Genomic DNA, 13,957 nt, shown 5'->3' with positions numbered 1-13,957 from the left:
ATGCGCGTCTATCTCGACCTGCTGCGCGACGTGATCGACAACGGTCACGATCGCGACGACCGTACCGGGGTCGGTACCCGCTCGGTGTTCGGGCGTCAGGTGCGCTTCGACCTCGCCGCGGGCTTCCCGCTGCTCACCACCAAGCGCGTCCACCTCAAGAGCGTGGTCCACGAGCTGCTGTGGTTCCTCTCGGGCTCGACCAACGCCGCCGACCTGCAGCGCCGCGGGGTCAGTATCTGGGACGAGTGGGCCGCGCCGGACGGCGACCTGGGGCCGGTCTACGGCGCCCAGTGGCGCAGCTGGCCGGCGCCCGACGGGCGGCGCATCGACCAGCTCGCCGAGCTGCTCGCGGCGATCCGCGAGCGTCCGCACTCGCGCCGGTTGGTGGTCAGCGCCTGGAACCCGGCCGACCTTCCCGACGAGGGTCTCGGGCCGCAGGACAACGTCGCCGCCGGGCGCATGGCGCTCGCCCCCTGTCACTGTCTGTTCCAGTTCCAGGTGGCCGGCGGACGGCTGTCCTGCCAGCTCTACCAACGCAGCGCCGATCTCTTCCTCGGCGTGCCCTTCAACATCGCCAGCTACGCCCTGCTCACGGCGATGATCGCCCAGCAGTGCGATCTCGAGCCCGGCGAGTTCATCCACACCTTCGGCGACCTGCATCTCTACCGCAATCACCTCACCGACGACATCGTCCATGCCCAGCTCGCGCGCGCGCCCCGGGCGTTGCCGCGGTTGCGGCTGCAGCGGGCGCCGAGCCTGTTCGACTACCGCTACGAGGACGTGGTCATCGAGGGCTATGACCCGCACCCGGTGATCCGCGCGCCGATCGCGGTCTGATGCGCTGTCGCCCGTTGCCCGAGGATCCCCTGCGATGCCGCCACTGATGGAGCTGTTGTTCGACTACGGACTGTTCCTTGCCAAGACCCTGACCCTGCTGCTGGCGTTCGCCGCGCTGCTGCTGATCCTGGCGCGCGCCCGCGGTGCCGGTGGCGCGCCGGCTCCGGCGCGGCTCGAGGTCGTCGACCTCGGGGCGCGGTTGCGCGAGCAGGCCGCGCAGCTGCGCGAGGCGACCCTCGCGGGCAAGGCGCTGCGCACGCACCGCAAGGCCGAGCGCAAGCGCGACAAGTCGCGTGCGCGGGAGATCGCGACCCGGCCACGGCTGTTCGTGATCGACTTCAAGGGCGACATCCGCGCCAGTGCGGCCGCCGCGCTGCGCGCCCAGGTCAGCGCTCTGCTGCTCGAGGCGCGCCCGGAGGACGAGGTGCTGGTGCGCCTCGACAACGCCGGTGGCATGGTCAGCGAGCACGGCCTGGCCGCCTCGCAGCTGGCGCGGCTGCGCGCGCGCGGCATCCGCCTGACGGTCGCAGTCGACAAGGTCGCGGCCAGTGGCGGTTACCTGATGGCCTGCGTCGCCGATCGCATCATCGCCGCGCCCTTCGCGGTGATCGGCTCGATCGGGGTACTCGCCGAAATCCCCAACTTCCACCGTCTGCTCGAGCGCCACGGGGTCGACTTCGAGCTACACACCGCCGGCGCGCACAAGCGCACCCTGACCCTGTTCGGCGAGAACACCGAGGAGGGACGGCGCAAGCTGTGCGAGCAGCTCGAGGAGACCCATGCGCTGTTCAAGCGTTTTGTCGCCGACTACCGCCCCGCGCTCGACCTCGATCGGGTCGCCACCGGAGAATACTGGCACGGCGCGCGCGCCGTCGAGCTGGGGCTGGTCGACGCCATCCAGACCAGCGACGACTATCTGCTCGCCGCGCGCGACAGCCACAGCCTGCTGGGGTTGCGCTGGCGCGAGCGCAAGGCGCCGCTCGAGCGGCTGCTCGAGGGTGGGCGCGCGATGCTCGAACAGGGACTGGCGCACTGGCGTCGTCCTGGCGGCTGATTCTCGGAGGCGCGGTTGTGCCGGGTGGTCGGATGCTGGCACCGATCGTCACAAAAGCGCAAACTAGCGCCAACCGGGTCGGGCACCGATGGAGCTTGCCGCGCCGACGCCGCAGGGAATGGTCTGGATGATGCGCGAGGAGAGTCACGAGGAGCGCCGAGTCAGGGAGGTTGCGGTCAGCGACCGCCGCGGTCGGGGGCGTCTCGCGTCTTTGCTTGTGTGGTGTTGCATGATTGAAATCAGTATCGGCGGGGGCGTTCCGGGCGCTGCGGGGAGGCTTGTCCCCGGGTGCCTCGGCGTACCTCGCAGCGGAGTGGCCGATGTCGGCAGGTGAGGACGCAAAGGTGTCGGAGCGTCGGCGTCAGCGGCGCACCCCGGTCGATCTTCCCGCCGAGATCCGCGCTCCCCACCAGCCCCGGCTCGCCTGTCGGGTCCGTAACCTCTGCAGCGGAGGTCTGCTGCTCGACATGGGCGAGCAGGAAGCCGAGTTGCGTGTCGGCGCCGGCGAACGTTGCCAGGTCCGCTTCAGGGTGCCGCTCGATGAACGGCGTCGAACCCTGCAGGCGGTGGTGTTGCTGGTACACCGCGCCGAGCACGGGCTGGGTGCGCGCTTCGTCCATTTCGCTGCCGACGGTCAGGCCTACCTGGAGCGCTTTCTCGCCGCTGCGCGCGCGGCGCCGCGACGGGGTGTCGAGGCAACGAGTGCGGCGCGGGCGCAACGACTGCTCGAGCAGATCAGTCGCGAGCGGCTGCCTCCGCTGTTCGATGCCTTGCTCGAGACGCTGATCGATGCGCTGTGGGAATACTCGGAACGTGCTGCGAACGATGCCCAGCGCGCCCGCTTCGTCGGCGAACTCGGTCAGCTCGGTCGCACTTTCCAAGCCGGGGTCCTGGCGCGCGATCTGACCGCCGCAGTGCTCGATGGTCTGGTCTCCGGCCCGACGCAGCGGGTGTCGCGCGCCACTGACGAGGCGGCGGCGCGGGCCTCGCTGTCGCTGGTCGAGCCACATGAGTTCGAACTGTGGCTAGCACGCTCCGGACTGGCCAATCGGCTCGAGCAAGAGCTTGCCGAGGTGTTGCGGCCATTGCGCGGGCATCTCGTCGGAGTCTTCGGCGATGCCCAGATCGCGCTGGAGCCGGAGGCGCTGGCCGAGACGCTGGCCCGGGCGTTGCATCGCGGCGGACTGGAGGACGAGCTGCTCGGACGTGCCCTGCAGCTTGCCGCCATGCCGCTGGTGGGCAATCTCGGTGCCTTCTATCGCGAGCTGCTGCGGCTGTGGCGTGAGCACGGACTGCCGGCGGGTGCGCCGACGTCATGGCGAGCACCGGATCAGGCGCGACAGGCCGCGCCACCGTCTGTCGCGTCGCCGTTGCCGACGCCGGAAGAGCGGACGGACTCGGTCGACGCACGCGCGCCGGCCAGATCCGAGGGACTCGGTCTCGGTGAGTTGCTGACCCGACTGCAGGCGGGCGGCGTGGATCACCAGGCCGACTCCGATCTCGACGGTATGGCGCGGTTGCTGGCCGAGCGCGCGGCAGGGCGCGACGACCGGCCTTCTCTGCGTGCCCCGAGGGTACGCGAGCGGGTTGAGGTCACCGACCAGATGCTCTCGCAGATCCTCGACGATCCCCATGCGCCGCAGGGGATCAAGGCGTTGATCCGGCGGCTGTCGCTCCACTTCCTGGCGATGGCGGTCAGCGACCCCGGTGGCCCGGACGCGCGTGATGCCCATCCGCTGGTCGGGCTGATGGATCAGCTCGAGCAGCTCTCCTCCTTCCTGCTCAACGGCGAGGCCGATGACCGCGCCTTGAGCTGCGAACTCGAGGACTTCGTCCATCGTTTGGTGATCACCGACGCCGGTGATCTCGACACCCTGCGCGCCATCTCTTCCGGTCTGCAGTCACTGCGTGAGCGTGTCGGGTCGCGTTATCGCGCCAATGTCTCGCGTTGGGTCGGTGCCAACGAGGCGCGCGAGTGCGAGCGGCGCGCTCATGAGCGGGTGCGTCAGCGCCTGTTGGCCAGCTTCGCCGGTGAGCAGGTGCATCCGCTGTTGCCGACCTTGCTTGATGCCGGTTGGCGCATGTTGCTCGAGTCGGTCTGCAATTACGCCGGGATCGACGGTGCGCGCTGGCGTCATTACTGGATGCCGCTGTGGACACTGCACCGTGCCAGCCGTGGCGAGGCTGAGGTCGAGGATATCCAGACGCTGGTGGCGACCCTGTACGAGGGGCTGATCTATATCGGTCACGATCCGTTCGGGGCCGAGTCACTGGTCGAGCGGATCGAGCAGGTGTTGCGTCGGGCCGCGCGCGGGGCGCTCGATCGCGAGGACTGGGTGGTGTTCGCGATCGATCCGCCGGAAGACGCCGAACCGGCGCTTCAGCAGCCGCCCGACGGGGTGTCCGAGGCCGACTGGCAGGCGGCCCGTGAACGGATCGAGCAGCTGACCCTGGGGTCCGTGGTATGGCTGGCTGAACAGGGTGGGGAGCGCGCCTATCGGCTGATCTGGCGTAGCGAGGACGGGCGTCGTCTGGCGCTGAGCGACCCGATGGGGCGGCGTGTCCGTACCTTCATCCCCGAGCGTCTGGCCGCAGCCCTGGCCGAGTCACGGGCGCGGGTCGAGGTGCCACCTCGGCAACCGCTGATGCAGCGTGCCGCCGAGGCGACCCTGGCCGAACTCGGCGAGCAGGTGCGCGCGCAGACCGTGGAGGACTCGCTGACCGGGCTACCCGGTCAGCGTTGTCTGGTCGGAGTGCTCACCGGACTGCTGAGCTGTGGCGCCGCGCCCTGTCCGCATCTGCTCGGCTTTCTCGAACTCGATCGCTTCGACCTGCTGACTGCGGCCCACGGTTATGCCGCTGGCGAGCGGCTGCTGGCGCTGATGGCCGAGCGGCTACGGGCGCTGTTGCCCGACGCCCCCTGTCTGGCCTATCTCGGCTGGAACCGCTTCGCGTTGATCGCGCCGGCCGCTGACGCCGGGGTGGCGCAGGCGAGTGCCGAGCGGATACGCGAGGCGCTCGAGGCGGTCTCGCTCACCTGGTTGGGGCGGGTCTTGCAGGTCTCGGTCAGTCTCGGGGTGGCGCTGATCGATGCCGCTGCGGAAAGCCCGGAGGGCGTGCTCTCCGCGGCCAATGTCGCCTGTCTCGCAGCCCAGCACAGCGGCGGTGGTCGGGTGGTGTGCTATGCCGAGGACGATGCCCAGGTCGCCGCGCAGCTCGAGCGCATGCGTGGCTGGGCCCAGGCCGAGGAGGCGATCAAGTCGGGGCGCAAGCGGTTGCGGTTGCAGCCGATCGCGGCGGTGGGGGAAGGGCACGAACACGGCGCCTTTCACCATGGCGAGGTGTTGCTCAGCGTCTATGACGCCGACGATGCCCCGCTACCGCTGGCGGCCTTCATCGCTGCGGCCGAGGCGATGAACCTGATGCACGAGGTCGACCGTCAGGTGATCGAGGAGACGCTGCGCTGGCTGCACGACAACCCCGAGCTGGCGCGTGCCTACGGCGGCGTGGCGATCAACCTCTCTGGTCAATCGCTGAGCGATCCCGGACTCGACGCCTTCATCCGTGCGGCCTTCGCGCGCTGGCAGGTGGCGCCCGGGATGGTTGGCTTCGAGGTCACCGAGACCGCCGCTATCGTCCACCTCGACCAAGCGGTGCGGCTGCTCGAGTCGCTGCAGTCGATGGGGTGCCCGATTTCGCTCGACGACTTCGGCTCAGGGATGTCCTCCTACGGCTATCTCAAACAGTTGCCGGTCGACTTCGTCAAGATCGACGGTTCCTTCGTCAAGGACATCCTCAGCAACTCGCACGACCGGGCGATCGTCAAGTCGTTCAACGAGATCGCGCACTTCATGGGTAAGGAGACCATCGCCGAGTACGTCGAGAACCAGGAGATCCTGGCGCTGCTGCGCGAACTCGGGGTCGACTACGTCCAGGGTTATGGGATCGCGCGCCCCTGTTTCGTCGATGAACTCGATCAGCCTGCGGCGGTAGGCGCAACGGCCTGAGCCCTCGTCTATAGGTACAGGCGCTCGATCTCGCTGTCGTTGTCGCTGCGTGCCCACATCTGCATGAAGGTCTCGCGGAGTCGTCGTGCCTCGGGCGCGTCGGCTGCGGCTGTACGGGCGCGCTGGCCATCGGCGCGCTGCCGCTGGACATATCCCTGGGTATCGACGACGAGGAAGGCGTCGATGCGTGTTCGATCGTCTTCCCCGCTGCGCCGGATCGCGATCCGTGAGGTGAGGCGACGCGCCAGCTCGACCAGACGAGGCCCTTGCTGGAGTGCGTTGCGGGTCTCGTTGAGCAGGATACGCACCGGGAGATCAGGACGTTCGAGCGCGAGTCGTCGTATCGCCTCGAGCAAGGGCGGCTGGTCGTAGAGATCGGGTTCGAGATGAGGCCCGAAGATCAGCAGCTCGCGGCGTGCCTGGGTCGCCAGCGCGATACCGGCGTCACGGATCGAGGTGCGTGTTTCGAGCGGCTGCGGCCTGATGTGGGCGCTGATCATGAAAGCGGTTCCATGGAGAGGGGCGACAGGGTGTTGGTTTCCGGACATTTCCGGTTCCGAGCCGGTCGCGGTGGTGTGGCACCGGTGCTGTCGATAGCTAGCTGTTGTTTTATGATGACTTTCGTTGTAAATATGTTGCGGTCGGCGAAAAAAGTTGCACTTTTGCGGCTTCCGTAAGCTAGAATGTCTGTGTCCCGAGTGTGGTCCCTGGGGTTCACGGGGTCTAGATCGGATTGAAAACCCGCGTCGGGGGCCAGACATTCAGCATCTGGTGAGATCAACGCATCACGTTGTTGCTTTTTGCTGACATGTGCTACAGCTTGTTAATCTGTCGCCGATCGGACCACTCACCCACCTGAAACAGGAAACCGTGAAGATGCGCAAATTCAAACAGTCCTCCCGCGTCGCGGCCGCAGCGGCCTCCCTGGCCTTGGTCTTGGGCGCCCCGCTGGCGGCCAATGCCGCCGACATGATGGACCATTTCTGGTCGGCCAAGCCGACCGGGACCGCTTGGGTCACCGGTTATGGCGAGTGCTGGCGGAGCACTCAGGGTCCGAACGATCTCGAGCCCTGCGTCAAGCCGGTGCCGGAAGAGTTCGTGGTGCGCCTGAACTTCGAGTTCGACAAGTACAACATCGATAACGTGGTCAACGACGCCGAGCTGGCGCGTCTCGACGACTACATCTCCGATGTCAACGCGACCCAGTCGCGTGAGCAGCTCACCCTGGTCGGTCACACCGACGCCAGGGGTTCGGACAGCTACAACGACACCCTGGGGCTGAACCGTGCCAACGCGGTGCGTGACTACATGGTCTCCAAGGGCATCCCGGCGAGCGACATCGTCTCCGTCGAGAGCCGTGGCAAGCGTGACATGCTGCCCGAGTTCGACGTCTTCTCGGTCAAGCAGCGTCGTGTGACCATTCGCTCCAAGGTCGAGGGCTGATCCAGCGCCCTCACCGCGCGCCAGGGATCGGCGCCCGCCGCCCCAAGCCGGCACGCCGATACGGCCTCACGGCCGATCGGCGTGTGTGGTAACCCGCCGCGCATCCCGAACTCCACAGTTTTCAGTCGCTCGCCCGGCCTTGCCGGGTGGCGCAAGGGTCCAGTTAAGCCCCACTCCCCCCCGACAGGGGCTTGATGGAAGGCCGGTCGCGCTCCCCGCGTGACCGGCCAATTTTTTTGTCGACACTCCGCGCCGCCCTTGCCCGGCGCGGGCCGTTCTCAGCTCTCGCGTGTGAGCTGGATGGCATCGCCGAGGTAGCTCGCCGGTGTCAGCGCCTTGAGTTCGGCCTTGGCTGTCTCGGGGATCTCCAGTCCATCGACGAATTCAGCCAACGCCTCGGGGCCGATGCGCTGGCCGCGGGTCAGCGCCTTGAGCTTCTCGTAGGGCTTGTCGACACCATAGCGGCGCATCACCGTCTGGATCGGTTCGGCGAGCACTTCCCAGTTGTCGTCGAGGTCGGCGGCCATGCGCTCGGGGTTGGCCTCGAGCTTGCCGATGCCCTTGAGCGCCGATTGCAGCGCGATGGTGACGTGGGCGAAGCCGACACCGAGGTTGCGCAGCACGGTCGAGTCGGTGAGATCACGCTGCCAGCGCGAGATCGGCAGCTTGCCGGCGAGATGCTCGAGGATGGCGTTGGCGATGCCGAGATTGCCCTCGGCGTTCTCGAAGTCGATCGGGTTGACCTTGTGCGGCATGGTCGAGGAGCCGACCTCGCCGGCGACGGTGCGCTGCTTGAAGTAGCCGACCGAGATGTAGCCCCAGACGTCGCGGCAGAAGTCGATCAGCACGTTATCAAAGCGCACCACCGCGTCGAACAGCTCGGCCATGTAGTCGTGCGGCTCGATCTGGATGGTGTAGGGGTTCCAGGTCAGGCCCAGCGACTCGACGAAGTCGCGGGCGAAGCCCGGCCAGTCGATTTCGGGATAGGCGACGCGATGGGCGTTGTAGTTACCGACGGCGCCGTTGATCTTGCCGAGCAGGGCGACCTCGGCGCAGCGTGCGCGCTGGCCCTGCAGGCGCCGTGCGACATTGGCCATCTCCTTGCCCAGGGTGGTGGGCGAGGCCGGCTGACCGTGGGTGCGCGAGAGCATCGGCTGCTCGGCATAGCGCTGGGCGAGCCCCTGGATCGCGCCGATGATCTGGTCCATCTCGTCGAGCAGCTGCGCGCGCCCGCGCGCGAGCATCAGCCCGTGGGAGAGGTTGTTGATGTCCTCGGAGGTGCAGGCGAAGTGGATGAACTCACCCACGGCGGCGAGCTCGGGCAGCTCGGCGGTGCGCTCCTTGAGGAAGTATTCGACGGCCTTGACGTCGTGGTTGGTGGTGCGCTCGATGGTCTTGATGCGTTCGGCCTCGGCGAGGCCGAAGTCGGCGACGATGGCATCGAGATGCTGGTTGGCCGCGTCCGAGAAGGCGGGGACCTCGGCGATCTGCGGCTGTGCGGCCAGCGCTTGCAGCCAGCGTACCTCGACCTGCACGCGATGGCGGATCAACCCATACTCGCTGAAGATCTCCCGCAGCGCGGTGGTCTTGCCGCCATAGCGGCCGTCGACGGGGGAGATGGCGGTGAGTGAGGATAGCTCCATCGGCATGAGTGACTCCGGGTGGTGATGTTCGGTGTCCGGCTGCCTCTGCGCAGCGACGGACGGGTTGTCGGGTGGGGATTGGGTGGCGTCGTCAGTGGCGACGTCCTCATCCGTAATGCGCGCCCGCCGGGTCGTGGCCCGTGCGCGGCGGTGGCGGCGCCTCGTCGTGGCGCGGTGCTGTATCCATTATGGCGCGCCCGTCAGCGCAGTGCTCAGGGCGCGCAGCGAATTTCGCCTGCACACAACGCAGATCGCCCGAGCCCCGGACGGGGGACTCGGGCGATCGTGCCGGGGCGCCGCGCGCGGCGCCCCTGGGGTCGGCCTCAGTCTGCGGCCAGCTTGCGCAGCACGTAGTGCAGGATGCCGCCGTTGCGATAGTAATCGACCTCGTTGGGGGTGTCGATCCGCACCTTGGCAGTGAAGCGCTTGACGCTGCCGTCGGCTGCGGTCGCGGTGACCTCAACCTGCTTGGCCTCGCCGTTGTTCAGGCCCTGGATGTCGAAGGTCTCGGTGCCGGTGAGACCGAGCGACTCGGCGCTGTCGCCGTTGATGAACTCCAGCGGCAGGATGCCCATGCCGACGAGGTTGGAGCGGTGGATGCGCTCGTAGCTCTCGGCGATCACCGCGCGCACCCCGAGCAGACGGGGACCCTTGGCCGCCCAGTCGCGCGAGGAACCCGAGCCGTACTCCTTGCCTGCGACCACGATCGCCGGGATGCCTTCGTCCTGATAGCGCATCGCTGCGTCGAAGATCGACATCTGCTCGCCGCTCGGCTGGTGCAGGGTGACGCCGCCTTCGGTGCCGGGGGCCATCAGGTTGCGCAGACGGATGTTGGCGAAGGTGCCGCGCATCATCACCTCGTGGTTGCCGCGCCGCGAGCCCAGGCTGTTGAAGTCCTTGGGATCGACGCCCTTCTCGATCAGGTATTTGCCTGCCGGGGAGTCGGGCTTGATGGCGCCGGCCGGGGAGATGTGGTCGGTGGTGATGGAGTTGCCGAGCAGCGCCAGACAGCGCGCGCCGGTGATGTCGCCGACCGGGGCGACGTCGAGCGACATCCCCGCGAAGTAGGGCGGGTTCTTGATGTAGGTCGACTCGGGCCAGTCGTAGGTGTCGGTCTGCGGCGCCGCGAGCCCCTGCCAGCGGGCATCGCCGGAGAACACGTCGGCGTAGGCGGCGGTGAACTCCTCGGCGGTGACGAACTCGCCGATCGCGCCGCTGACCTCGGCCTCGCTCGGCCAGATGTCCTTGAGATAGACCGGGTTGCCCTTGGCGTCAGTGGTCAGCGGATCGTTGAACGGGTCGATGTCGATGCGTCCGGCGATGGCGTAGGCGACCACCAGCGGCGGGCTGGCGAGGTAGTTCATGCGCACCTCGGCGTGCACCCGGCCCTCGAAGTTACGGTTGCCCGAAAGGATCGAGACGGCGCACAGGTCGTTGTCGGCGATCGCCTTGGAGATCGGCGCCGGCAGCGGGCCGGTGTTGCCGATGCAGACGGTGCAGCCGTAGCCGACGTTGTGGAAGCCGAGCGCCTTGAGCGGTTCGGTGAGGCCGGCGCGGTCGAGATAGCGGGTGACCGCCATCGAGCCGGGACCGAAGGCGGTCTTGACCCAGGGTGCGCGCTCGAGACCGAGCGCGGCGGCCTTCTTGGCGACCAGGCCGGCGGCGATCAGCACGCTCGGATTCGAGGTGTTGGTGCAGGAGGTGATGGCGGCGACCACGATGGAGCCGTCGGAGAGTTCGAACTGCTTGCCGTCGAGTTCGACCTTGGCCGGACCCTTGGTGGGGATGCCGCGCTCCTCCTTGAGGGCCGCGAGGGCCTTGGGGAAGTGCTCGGTGATGGTGTCGAGTGCGACGCGGTCCTGCGGACGCTTGGGACCGGCGAGCGAGGGCACGACGTCGCCGAGATCCAGCTCGAGGGTCTCGGAGTAGTCGGCCTCGGCGGCCTCGGCGGTGTGCCACACGCCCTGCGCCTTGCAGTAGGCCTCGACCAGCGCGATCTGCGCCTCGCTGCGGCCGGTCAGGCGCAGGTAGTCGAGGGTGATCTGGTCGATCGGGAAGAGACCGCAGGTGGCGCCGTACTCGGGGCCCATGTTGGCGATGGTGTTGCGCTCGCCCATCGGCAGCGAGCTGATCGCCGGGCCGTAGAACTCGACGAACTTACCGACCACGCCGTGCTGGCGCAGCCGTTCGACGATGGTCAGCACCAGATCGGTGGCGGTGACGCCCTCGCGCAGCTTGCCGGTGAGCTTGAAGCCGACGACCTTGGGCACCAGCATCGAGATCGGCTGGCCGAGCATCGAGGCCTCGGCCTCGATGCCGCCGACGCCCCAGCCGAGCACGCCGATGCCGTTGACCATGGTGGTGTGCGAATCGGTGCCGACACAGGTGTCGAAGTAGGCCTGGGTGGCGTTGCCGGCGTCCTTGGAGAAGATCAGGCGCGAGAGATACTCGACGTTGACCTGGTGGACGATACCGGTGTCCGGTGGCACCACCTTGAAGCCGTCGAGCGCGTTCTGGCCCCACTTGAGGAACTGATAGCGTTCGCGGTTGCGCTGGAACTCGAGTTCGGCGTTGAGCGCGAAGGCCTCGTCGGAGCCGAAGTGATCGACCTGCACCGAGTGGTCGATGACCAGCTCGGCGGGCTGCTGCGGGGTGATCTTGCTCGGGTCGCCGCCGAGCTTGGCCATGGCGTCGCGCATCGCCGCCAGGTCGACCACCGCGGGCACACCGGTGAAGTCCTGCATCAGCACGCGCGCCGGGCGGTACTGGATCTCCTTGGAGGGCTCGGCCTTGGCGTCCCAGTTGGAGAAGAACTCGATGTCCTCGCGGTTGACGGTGACCCCATCCTCATTGCGCAGCAGGTTCTCGAGCAGGATCTTGATCGAGTAGGGCAGGCGCTCGCTGCCGGGGACGGTGTCGAGACGGTAGATCTCGTAGTCCTTGCCGGCAACACTCAGGGTGGACTTTGCGTTGAAGCTGTTGGTCATGCAATGGCTCCGGATGTGGCTATCGTCATTTCGCGCAAACGCGAAATTCTAGCGTCCAGGAGGGCGGCGCGCCATACACCGTGCGCTGACGGGGCGCGGCCGATCCCTCCGGGCGGGTGTGACGGGGCGTGTTCCGACCCCGTCGGGAGAGGGGGGTCAGTCCTCGTGGCGCTCGAGATAGGCGTGCGCGTCATCGAGGAGTTGGCGATTGCGCAGCAGCAGGTGCCAGCGCGAGCCACCGACCTGGCGCCACAGCATGGCGGCGCGGATGCCGGCGAGCAGCAGCGCGCGCACCCGGCTCTGGTTGTCGGGGTTGCCGAGGTGCAGTTCGCTGCCCTGCACCATCACCCGCGGGGTCAGGGTGCTGATGGTCTCGCTGTAGAGATCGGCGAAGTGGCCGAGGATCGCCGGATGCAGCAGCGGGAAGTGCTCGAGCTTGTCGCGCGCCGCCTCGATGCCCTCGCCGAGTCGGGCGAGTCGTCCGGGCTCGCGCGCGAGCGCGCGCTCGAGCCGGATCAGGGTCACCACGTAGCGGGTCAGCTCAAGGTTGCGCTCGGGCTGTCCGGTGAGCTGGGCGATCACCTGGCGCGCGCCCGGGGCGAGTGCGCCGGGCGCGCCGAAGACCGCGGCGGTGTTCTCGGCGTCGACCTGGAACAGGCTGTAGATGCACGGCTCCATCGCCTCCACATCGGCGTTGCCGCGGTGGGCGATGCGACTGACGCAGGCGGCGGCCTGATGGAGTCCGGCGAAGGCGATGAGCCGATCGAGGGTGTCGTAAGGCATGGGGCTGGATTCTCCGATGCGACTCAGGGCGTGGCGTGCTCGATCACGGCGCCGCCGAGACAGGTCTCGCCCTGATAGAAGACGATCGACTGGCCCGGGGTCACCGCGCGTTGCGCTTCGGCGAAGCGCACCTGGCAGCCCTCGGGTCCGAGGGTCTCGACGGTGCAACGCTGCAGCGGCTGGCGGTGACGCAGCCGCGCCAGGCAGTCGAAGGGGGTGGCGGGCGCTTCCCCGGCGATCCAGTGTGGCGGCTGGGCATGCAGCGAGCCGGCCATCAACAGCGGGTGGTGCTTGCCCTGGACGACGATCAGACGGTTGTGCTCCGGGTCCTTGGTGGCGACGAACCAGGGGGCCTCGCCGCCGCCGGCGATGCCGCCGATGCCGAGCCCCTGGCGTTGGCCGATGGTGTAGTAGGCCAGCCCGTGGTGCTCGCCGAGCACCCGTCCCTCGGGATCCTCGATCGGCCCCGGGGTGCGATCGACATAGCGCGCGAGGAATTCGCCGAAGCGCCGCTCACCGATGAAGCAGATCCCGGTGCTGTCCTTCTTCGCGGCGTTGGCCAGACCGAGCCGGCGGGCGATGGCGCGCACCTCGGGCTTGCCGAGGTCGTGCAGCGGGAAGCGCGCATGGGCGAGCTGGTGCTGATCGAGCAGGTGGAGGAAGTAGGTCTGGTCCTTGTTGGCGTCGGCGCACAGACACAGCCGATGGCCGCTCGCGCCGTGCTCGACCCGGGCGTAGTGACCGGTGGCGATGGCTTCGGCGCCGAGGTTCAGCGCGTGTTCGAGAAAGGCGGCGAACTTGATCTCGCGGTTACACAGGATGTCGGGGTTGGGGGTGCGCAGCGCGCGGTACTCGGCGAGGAAGTGCTCGAACACCCGGTCCCAGTATTCGGTGGCGAAGTTGACGGTGTGCAGGCGGATGCCGAGTCGTTCGGCGACGGCGCGGGCATCGGCCAGGTCCTCGGCGGCGGCGCAGTAGCCGCCGTGCGGGTCGTCGTCCTCTTCCCAGTTCTTCATGAACAGGGCCTCGACCTGATGACCCTGCTCGAGCAGGCGATGGGCGGCGACGGCCGAGTCGACTCCGCCGGAGAGGCCGATGATGATGCGTTCTGGGCGAGATCGGGCGGCGCGGACGGTCATGGCGCTATCAGGGACAAGAGGGCGGATGGAGCATGCGTCGGACACATCCCGTCGGCCTGGGCGA

The 13,957-nt window shown here is 68.0% G+C and carries 9 protein-coding genes; 4 read left to right on the top strand and 5 right to left on the bottom strand.

Annotation, left to right across the window (positions count from 1 at the left end):
- From MARPU_RS11455 to MARPU_RS11440, 3 genes are all read left to right on the top strand, one after another.
- Window positions 1-837, top strand: coding sequence for a thymidylate synthase (locus MARPU_RS11455; protein ID WP_005223609.1), 837 nt, complete (start codon window positions 1-3; stop codon window positions 835-837).
- Window positions 838-871: 34 nt separating this feature from the next.
- Window positions 872-1,891 carry a protease SohB gene (gene sohB / locus MARPU_RS11450; protein WP_005223610.1) on the top strand — a complete coding sequence of 340 codons (1,020 nt, stop codon included), beginning with the start codon at window positions 872-874 and terminating at the stop codon, window positions 1,889-1,891.
- 320 nt (window positions 1,892-2,211) lie between these two features.
- Entirely contained in the window at window positions 2,212-5,898 is a 3,687-nt protein-coding gene (locus MARPU_RS11440) for a DUF1631 family protein (RefSeq protein ID WP_005223611.1), read from the top strand.
- 8 nt (window positions 5,899-5,906) lie between these two features.
- Here the strand turns inward: MARPU_RS11440 and MARPU_RS11435 are convergent, their stop codons facing one another.
- Window positions 5,907-6,398, bottom strand: a complete 492-nt coding sequence (locus MARPU_RS11435) for a DUF7931 domain-containing protein (RefSeq protein WP_005223612.1) — start codon at window positions 6,396-6,398, stop codon at window positions 5,907-5,909.
- A 376-nt stretch (window positions 6,399-6,774) separates the two neighbouring features.
- Between MARPU_RS11435 and MARPU_RS11430 the strand changes: the two genes are divergently transcribed.
- A complete protein-coding gene (locus tag MARPU_RS11430) occupies window positions 6,775-7,341 on the top strand; it encodes an OmpA family protein (RefSeq protein ID WP_005223613.1) in 567 nt (188 codons plus the stop codon).
- A 278-nt stretch (window positions 7,342-7,619) separates the two neighbouring features.
- Here MARPU_RS11430 and purB read toward each other — a convergent pair whose 3' ends face one another.
- The 4 genes from purB to mnmA all read right to left on the bottom strand — a co-directional run bounded on the left by purB (window position 7,620) and on the right by mnmA (window position 13,893).
- Entirely contained in the window at window positions 7,620-8,984 is a 1,365-nt protein-coding gene (purB, locus tag MARPU_RS11425; RefSeq protein WP_025275303.1) for an adenylosuccinate lyase, read from the bottom strand.
- A 323-nt stretch (window positions 8,985-9,307) separates the two neighbouring features.
- Complete coding sequence (acnA, locus tag MARPU_RS11420; RefSeq protein WP_005223615.1) at window positions 9,308-11,971, bottom strand: aconitate hydratase AcnA; 2,664 nt, start codon at window positions 11,969-11,971, stop codon at window positions 9,308-9,310.
- 156 nt (window positions 11,972-12,127) lie between these two features.
- Complete coding sequence (hflD, locus tag MARPU_RS11415) at window positions 12,128-12,754, bottom strand: high frequency lysogenization protein HflD (protein ID WP_005223616.1); 627 nt, start codon at window positions 12,752-12,754, stop codon at window positions 12,128-12,130.
- A 23-nt stretch (window positions 12,755-12,777) separates the two neighbouring features.
- Window positions 12,778-13,893, bottom strand: a complete 1,116-nt coding sequence (gene mnmA, locus MARPU_RS11410; RefSeq protein WP_005223617.1) for a tRNA 2-thiouridine(34) synthase MnmA — start codon at window positions 13,891-13,893, stop codon at window positions 12,778-12,780.
- Window positions 13,894-13,957 lie beyond the last annotated feature (64 nt).

The organism is Marichromatium purpuratum 984 (assembly GCF_000224005.2).
Classification (GTDB): Bacteria; Pseudomonadota; Gammaproteobacteria; order Chromatiales; family Chromatiaceae; genus Marichromatium; species Marichromatium purpuratum.
The sequence above is the reverse complement of the archived record's forward strand: the minus strand, read 5'-3'. Positions and strand labels throughout refer to the sequence as shown.

Bases quoted from the DNA above. Each gene is read 5' to 3' on its own strand.
- acnA (WP_005223615.1), bottom strand. From the start codon at position 11,971: ATGACCAACAGCTTCAACGCAAAGTCCACCCTGAGTGTTGCCGGCAAG.
- MARPU_RS11455 (WP_005223609.1), top strand. From the start codon at position 1: ATGCGCGTCTATCTCGACCTGCTGCGCGACGTGATCGACAACGGTCAC.
- sohB (WP_005223610.1), top strand. From the start codon at position 872: ATGCCGCCACTGATGGAGCTGTTGTTCGACTACGGACTGTTCCTTGCC.
- MARPU_RS11430 (WP_005223613.1), top strand. From the start codon at position 6,775: ATGCGCAAATTCAAACAGTCCTCCCGCGTCGCGGCCGCAGCGGCCTCC.
- purB (WP_025275303.1), bottom strand. From the start codon at position 8,984: ATGGAGCTATCCTCACTCACCGCCATCTCCCCCGTCGACGGCCGCTAT.
- MARPU_RS11435 (WP_005223612.1), bottom strand. From the start codon at position 6,398: ATGATCAGCGCCCACATCAGGCCGCAGCCGCTCGAAACACGCACCTCG.
- MARPU_RS11440 (WP_005223611.1), top strand. From the start codon at position 2,212: ATGTCGGCAGGTGAGGACGCAAAGGTGTCGGAGCGTCGGCGTCAGCGG.
- mnmA (WP_005223617.1), bottom strand. From the start codon at position 13,893: ATGACCGTCCGCGCCGCCCGATCTCGCCCAGAACGCATCATCATCGGC.
- hflD (WP_005223616.1), bottom strand. From the start codon at position 12,754: ATGCCTTACGACACCCTCGATCGGCTCATCGCCTTCGCCGGACTCCAT.